The 6,397-nt window shown below is 31.5% G+C and carries 7 protein-coding genes and 1 pseudogene; 5 read left to right on the top strand and 3 right to left on the bottom strand.

Going from position 1 to position 6,397, the window contains the following annotated elements; translation table 11 throughout:
• The coding region (locus tag IJI80_RS05340; RefSeq protein ID WP_292788273.1) for a ribosome biogenesis/translation initiation ATPase RLI at positions 1 to 1,280 on the bottom strand (1,280 nt) is incomplete at its 3' end.
• Between the two features lie 235 nt (positions 1,281 to 1,515).
• Between IJI80_RS05340 and pth2 the strand changes: the two genes are divergently transcribed.
• A complete protein-coding gene (pth2, locus tag IJI80_RS05335) occupies positions 1,516 to 1,854 on the top strand; it encodes an aminoacyl-tRNA hydrolase (protein WP_292788271.1) in 339 nt (112 codons plus the stop codon).
• 88 nt (positions 1,855 to 1,942) lie between these two features.
• Here the strand turns inward: pth2 and IJI80_RS05330 are convergent, their stop codons facing one another.
• Positions 1,943 to 2,728 carry a DUF4013 domain-containing protein gene (locus IJI80_RS05330; protein WP_292788269.1) on the bottom strand — a complete coding sequence of 262 codons (786 nt, stop codon included), beginning with the start codon at positions 2,726 to 2,728 and terminating at the stop codon, positions 1,943 to 1,945.
• Positions 2,729 to 2,892: 164 nt separating this feature from the next.
• Between IJI80_RS05330 and IJI80_RS05325 the strand changes: the two genes are divergently transcribed.
• On the top strand, positions 2,893 to 3,756 hold the full coding sequence (locus IJI80_RS05325; RefSeq protein WP_292788268.1) for an alpha/beta hydrolase: 864 nt from the start codon (positions 2,893 to 2,895) through the stop codon (positions 3,754 to 3,756).
• 98 nt (positions 3,757 to 3,854) lie between these two features.
• Here the strand turns inward: IJI80_RS05325 and IJI80_RS05320 are convergent, their stop codons facing one another.
• On the bottom strand, positions 3,855 to 4,898 hold the full coding sequence (locus IJI80_RS05320; RefSeq protein ID WP_292788266.1) for an acyltransferase: 1,044 nt from the start codon (positions 4,896 to 4,898) through the stop codon (positions 3,855 to 3,857).
• Positions 4,899 to 5,178: 280 nt separating this feature from the next.
• Between IJI80_RS05320 and IJI80_RS05315 the strand changes: the two genes are divergently transcribed.
• From IJI80_RS05315 to ef1B, 3 genes and pseudogenes are all read left to right on the top strand, one after another.
• A complete protein-coding gene (locus tag IJI80_RS05315; RefSeq protein WP_365953885.1) occupies positions 5,179 to 5,835 on the top strand; it encodes a delta 1-pyrroline-5-carboxylate synthetase in 657 nt (218 codons plus the stop codon).
• 164 nt (positions 5,836 to 5,999) lie between these two features.
• On the top strand, positions 6,000 to 6,161 hold the full coding sequence (locus tag IJI80_RS05310; protein ID WP_067145415.1) for a zinc finger domain-containing protein: 162 nt from the start codon (positions 6,000 to 6,002) through the stop codon (positions 6,159 to 6,161).
• 90 nt (positions 6,162 to 6,251) lie between these two features.
• A pseudogene (gene ef1B / locus IJI80_RS05305) lies at positions 6,252 to 6,397 on the top strand (elongation factor 1-beta); the annotation flags it as partial.

Below are 6,397 nucleotides of genomic sequence, written 5' to 3'. Positions count from 1 at the left end.
GTTGGAGCATTTGCATAAAGGAATTCCTGAGCGGTTCCATCAAAGTCAGATTCAATGTATTGTGGCTTGTAGGCAATATCCACTTTTTCCAAGATATCTCCTTCGGTTGCCTTTTCAACTCCCGCCAATATCTTAGCGAAGGTGGTCTTACCGATACCATTTGAACCGAATGCAGTGACAATCTCGTCATGGTAGATTTTACCTGCTTCTGCTTCAAGTGTGAATCCATCGTATTCCTTCTTAAGGTCGCTATATTCACTCAACACTTCACCATCATCTTCAGGTGTTGGCGGACGGATGCTGAATTCGATAGGTTGCTTTCTGATTCTTACATTTTCCTCTTGCAAGAATCCATTGATGTATGCATTGATTCCTACTCTTACACCTTTATTTCCACTTACTACTCCATATCCTCCAGGTTCACCGTATAGAAGATGCACATTGTCACTCATAGCATCCAAGGTAGCTAAGTCGTGCTCAATCACAAGTACGGATTTTCCTGCTTCAGCAAGGGAACGAATTACCTTTACAGCATTCAATCTTTGACGTACATCCAACCAGGAGGTCGGTTCGTCGAAGTAGTAGAAATCACCTTCACGAAGAACTGTCGCAGCAATTGCCACTCTTTGAAGCTCCCCACCACTTAAGTTTTGCATGTCCCTTTCAAGCACATTCTTAAGGTCTAAATCATCGACAATTTCATCCAGTTTGTTTCTCTCATCCACATTGGTAAGCAAGGTCTTCACATTTCCTTTCACTACTTTTGAAAGCTGGTCCACCATTTGTGGCTTGTGAATTGTCTTGATTTCACCAGCTTGAAGCAATTTGAAGTAGTTTTGCAATGCTGATCCTTTGTAATACTCAATTACATTTTCCCAAGTCGCTTCCTCATCATAGTTTCCAAGGTTAGGAATAAGCTCTCCAGACAATATTCTCATGATTGTTGACTTACCTATACCGTTTTGACCAAGCAAACCAAGAACGGTTCCATCCTTAAGGGTTGGCAAACCGAATAGTTCAAATGCGTTTTGGCCGTAACGGTGAATAGGTTCATCAAGAGCTTCAGGTAAATTGATAACACTGACTGCACCAAATGGACATCTGTTGGTACAGATACCGCATCCGGAACATAATTCTTCTGAAATAAGAGGCTTTTTACTCTTTTCATCAATTACAATTGTATCTTCTTCCATACGTACGCCAGGACAATAGTGCATACATACATAGTTACATTTTTTAGGTTGGCACTTGTCCTTGTCTAAAATAGAAATTCTACTCATTTTATCTCCGTTTCCTTTAAAATAATAATATAATAAGTTTGATTAATTAATTTATAATAAATATAATATGTTTTTAATAGTTTATAATAATTTTGTGTAATGCTGTTAAATCACATTTGTTAAATATTTATTAGTTGTTTTTTTGGTTAAATTTAAATAATTTTGAGTTTAATATAAAAATAATATATAGAAAAATAGGAAAATGCTTTTATTAATTAATTTTATTGGGATTTAAATGAAACAAGTAATGATTGTAAGAACTGACATCAAAATGGGAAAAGGAAAAATAGCTGCACAATGTTGCCATGCTGCTATAGGTGCTTATAAACAGGCCGACAAGGCAAAAATCAGAAAATGGGAAAATGAGGCATATGCAAAAGTGGTTTTAAAGGCACCTTCATTGCAGGATCTTTATAATTTAAGGGAACTTGCTAGAGCAAATGGGGTGGCATATTATTTGGTGACTGATGCAGGAAGAACCCAATTGCCTAAATCTACAGTGACTGTTTTAGGATTAGGTCCTGATGAAGATGATGTTTTAGATAAGATAACTGGTGATTTGAAGTTATTATAATCTTATCTTTAACTTTTACTTATTTTATTTTTTAAACTTTTTAAAACTTTTTTAAATTATTTTAATTATTTTAATCATTTTAATTATTCTAATCAATTTCTATAACCTTTTTTTCTTTTTTAATCTTATACTCTTGATAAATCTTACCGATTCCAATGAATTCGATGGTGAATATCAAAAGCCCAATGATTAAATCAAGTATCTCACTGAAGAATCCAAATAAGTCAATTCCAAATTGGAGGTAAGCCAAAATTGCAATTGAAAGCAAAATTTTTGTATAATCTGCAGTATAATGTCTCCATCCTATTGTATCTATGCAACGTTTAATGGAAAGTATGTTGAATGCACCAAGCAATCTTCCACCATCTGCAAGCCTTGCAAGTGAAATTTCCATAAAGAATGCAACTATATATGTTACCATAATACTTACAATAATAAATTCAATTGTGCTTACAGGATTATGCCAGTAATATAATTTCAATGTTTCAATCAAATGGGATAGTGCAAATCTTAAGTGAAATTCCGGCAAATAGAATCTGGTTGAAAGGTCATATAAAAGAAATCCTTCGATAAGTGAATAGATAGTTATCATAATGGATGCTTTTATACCAAAAACAGTGCATTGCTTAAGCTTTATTATAGGCAATTTTTCCCCATTTCTTATGGTGTCTTTTGTAATTGCCAACCCATATCCATACATAAAAAGAGTAACTAAAAATGCCATTGGATAAAATATGAGCTTATATTTGATTGTATGTGCATCGGCATAGCTGTTCAAAAAATTTATAGATCCGATTAATATCAGAATTATTAAAAAGCCTATGGGATTTGCTCTGCAATAATCAACTGTGTATTTCAATCGTTTTAATGGCATTTTATCTCCGAGACACATTAAACATTTTTCAATAATTTCTTCCAATATGAATTTGCTTTCAATCCTATTTATGTTTTTTTTATATTTACTATATTGACTTATATATTTCATTTGACATAAATATTATTAATTTTTTTTTATTTTTTATTTGTAGGAGATATGCCATGTCAAAATCATTTATTGCAAAAATTGAAGAGAAAATCTTGATGATGTCAAAATCAGATTTTATGGACTCACAAGAGAAAATAAATGATTTATTAAAAGAAAGGTTAAATGCTGATGAAAAGTCTCCTAAAAGTATCTTTAAGAGCATAAACTTTAATGGAACTCAAGTATTCACTTTTGGAGATAAAAATGCTAAAAGAGTGATTGTTTTTATACATGGAGGCGCTTTTATAAATGAGATCAACTATCAGCACCACTTATTCTGTTTAGCCATTTCTAAAAAATTGGATGCTTATGTGCTTGCTCCAGTTTATCCATTGGCTCCAAAGTATACATGTGATGAAACCTTCAACTTAATGGATGACTTATATGAATCCATTATCTCTAAATTATCAAAAGACCAAACCATTTCCTTAATGGGAGATTCTGCAGGTGGAGGGTTTGTATTATCATTCTGCCAACATTTAAAGGAAACTAATTTTCCTCAGCCAAATAATATAGTCGTATACTCTCCATGGGTTGACATTACACTTGGCAATCCTCCTTATGATAATGATTCAGATTCCATTCTTGGGGAAATTGGACTTAGGGAAATAGGAAAATCATGGGCAGGAGAATTGGATACTAATGACTATAGAGTAAGCCCTCTCTTTGGAGACAATTCAGATTTGCCAAGAACACTCATTTTTGCAGGAGATAATGAAATATTTTATAAGGACATTTTAAAGTATTATGAAAATCTAAAAGAGGATGGTGTGGATGCGCGTTTGGTTGTAGGCGAGGGTATGTTCCATATTTATCCATTGTTCCCATCTCCAGAGGCATGGAATGCTTTTAAGGAACTTAAAAAAGAGTTTGAATAATTTTCTATTTTTAAAATATTTTTTAAAATAAGTTACTGAGATAATAAATAGATTTTTAAAATAATTTTTAATAATTTATGAGATAATAAATTGTCTTATTATCTCATATATAAAATAAATTTACCGAATTGCGGGATTCTATAAACAATAGCAGCTCCAAGGTAACTGAATATTATTAATAAAATCCAAAGTATTATAGCTTTAACCGGTTCTGTAAATGGTAAGAAAACAACCAGTGGAAGCAGAGGGATTCTAAATAGGTTGTGTATTAAGAATACTGCAAAGGAATATTTAGATAGGAATTGGACTCCTCTGAATCCTCTTACTTTTTCTCTTCTGGAACATAATTCGAACAATGCAATGGATCCAGTTAAGATAAATGGGAATTCATACCATAATAAGAAATTATATCCTCTAATATATGTGTAGTATTGGAAGAGGACAGTTATTAAAAATGAAACTATTGCGAGTAATCTAAAGCTATTGGAAGAATACTTTTTAAATTGTCCTTTTTTAACTAGCCATCCTAAGATAATGTAAATACCATAGATACCACCACTAAAACCAAGACAGAATTGTATATTTATATTTCTAATTCCTTCCATATCAAGCAATAATGAAATGAATGGCAAGAGGAATGCTAAAAGTGAAAATACTATTGCTGCTTGATTGATAGTTTCCGGTTTAAAATGCTCTAAAGCTGTTGCTACGAATGGTAGTGAAAGATACATTCCAATAATCATTGGCATATACCACATATGGCTAAAGAATAAGTTTCCCGCTTCTATTGTATTGACATTTGTGCTGAAAAGAGATACGTATAGGATGGTAACTGCATATATTGCAGACCAGATGATGGTTACTATAATCAAACCTTTACAATTGTTCTTCCAGAATTTACGAACTCTTTCATCATTATAAGACCTGTCAAGCAACAAATATCCTGTTATCATCAAAAAGAATGGGACTCCTATCCGTCCAATAAAGAGGGATGCAAATTGAAATACTCTTGAAAACAATGTATAGTTCATAATTGCATCAGATGATATGATATATATTCCATCAGTTGCATGAATGTACAAAACAGTTAAAATAGCTATTGCCCTTACAAGATCAATCCATTCTATTCTATTTTGACTCATCAATCATTCTCCAAAATTTATATGTTTATTTTTATATCGATGACTATATATAATTTATTTTTTTAAAATTGAAATTTTTAATTTGAAAAAAGATAATTAAAAAACATAATTATATATAATGTAAAAAATAAATAATTAATAAATGCTATTTTTATAAGTATTTTATTTTTAAAAATTCCGTTTTTTGAAAATTTCATTTTTTCAATATTATTTTTAGAAATATCATATTTTTATAAGAATTAAATTTTTCAAATATTAATCATTCAGTTGTGATAGTATTATTGAATGGGTTATTAAGATTGGTGGAAGTTTATTCCCAAGGAAAGCTATTGAACTTGCAAATGCATTGGAAGGTGAAAACTGCCTGTTTGTTATAGGCGGTGGAGAGTTTGCCAATCTGATTAGAAAATACGATAAGGAGATTGGATTCTCCCAAGATGTAACCCATGAAACAGCTATTGATGCAATGGACATCTTGGCTAAATTGCTGAATGATAAATTAGCATTTACAGAAATCAGCTATACTATAGAAGAAGCAAATAGTATTTCTGGCTTGAATAAGATACCGATTATGATTTGTTCCGATATCCTTAAGGAAAATGAGCCATTTGCACATTCATGGGATGTGACAAGTGATTCAATTGCAGCATACATTGCAAGCCTTTTGGATGCAAAGCTTTTAATAGCAACAAATGTAAATGGTATATATACAAAAGATCCATCCTTAAGTGGAGCTGAATTGATCAAAGAAATTGATGTAAATAAACTACTGACTTTTGATGAATCATCAATTGACTTGATGTTGCCTACTTTATTGATTGAGTATGGATTGGATTGTTATGTTGTAAATGGAGAGTATCCTGAGAGACTATTGTCTATAATGAATGATGAGAATAGTGAGGATTCCTTTGAATACACATTTATACATAATGAATAAGCATCTTTTTTATTAATTCATAGGTGAACTTAAGATGAATTTAAGTTCAATGGCTTGGAGCAGTTGCTTAGATTAGTTGCTTTAATCAGCCCACTTAGATTCTGATTAATCATTAAGTTTATAAATTAATAAATTAAAATATTTATAATATATTCGGTGATAATATGGAAAAAGTAAACTGTCAATCTTGTAAACAAGAAATACCATTAATTGAACCTTATGTTCAATTCAACTGTCCAGAATGTGGTAAACCTATCGCAAGATGTGAAAGTTGCCGTACTTTCGGTCACTCTTACAAATGCGAATGTGGATTTGAAGGACCATAAGTTTAATTTGGTATAAAAGATCAAATTGTATTCAGATTAATTAAATTAATTTGTATTAATTAATTATCCAGAATTATTGGAGGAATGATTATGGGAGAAGTTGTTAACACTTTAAAAGTAATGCCTGAAAGCCCAGAAGTAGATTTAGAAGCATTAAAAGCAGCAATCACTGATGCAATGCCTGCAGATGCAGAATTACACGAAATTACTGAAGAACCTATTGCATTCGGTTTAGT

This window comes from Methanobrevibacter sp., from assembly GCF_017432245.1.
In the GTDB taxonomy this organism is placed as follows: Archaea; Methanobacteriota; Methanobacteria; order Methanobacteriales; family Methanobacteriaceae; genus Methanobrevibacter.
Note: the sequence above shows the minus strand (reverse complement) of the source record. Positions and strands in the feature narration are given on the sequence as shown.

Coding starts and splice junctions, on each gene's coding strand:
- pth2 (WP_292788271.1), top strand. CDS start 1,516: ATGAAACAAGTAATGATTGTAAGAACTGACATCAAAATGGGAAAAGGA.
- IJI80_RS05330 (WP_292788269.1), bottom strand. CDS start 2,728: ATGCCATTAAAACGATTGAAATACACAGTTGATTATTGCAGAGCAAAT.
- IJI80_RS05325 (WP_292788268.1), top strand. CDS start 2,893: ATGTCAAAATCATTTATTGCAAAAATTGAAGAGAAAATCTTGATGATG.
- IJI80_RS05320 (WP_292788266.1), bottom strand. CDS start 4,898: ATGAGTCAAAATAGAATAGAATGGATTGATCTTGTAAGGGCAATAGCT.
- IJI80_RS05310 (WP_067145415.1), top strand. CDS start 6,000: ATGGAAAAAGTAAACTGTCAATCTTGTAAACAAGAAATACCATTAATT.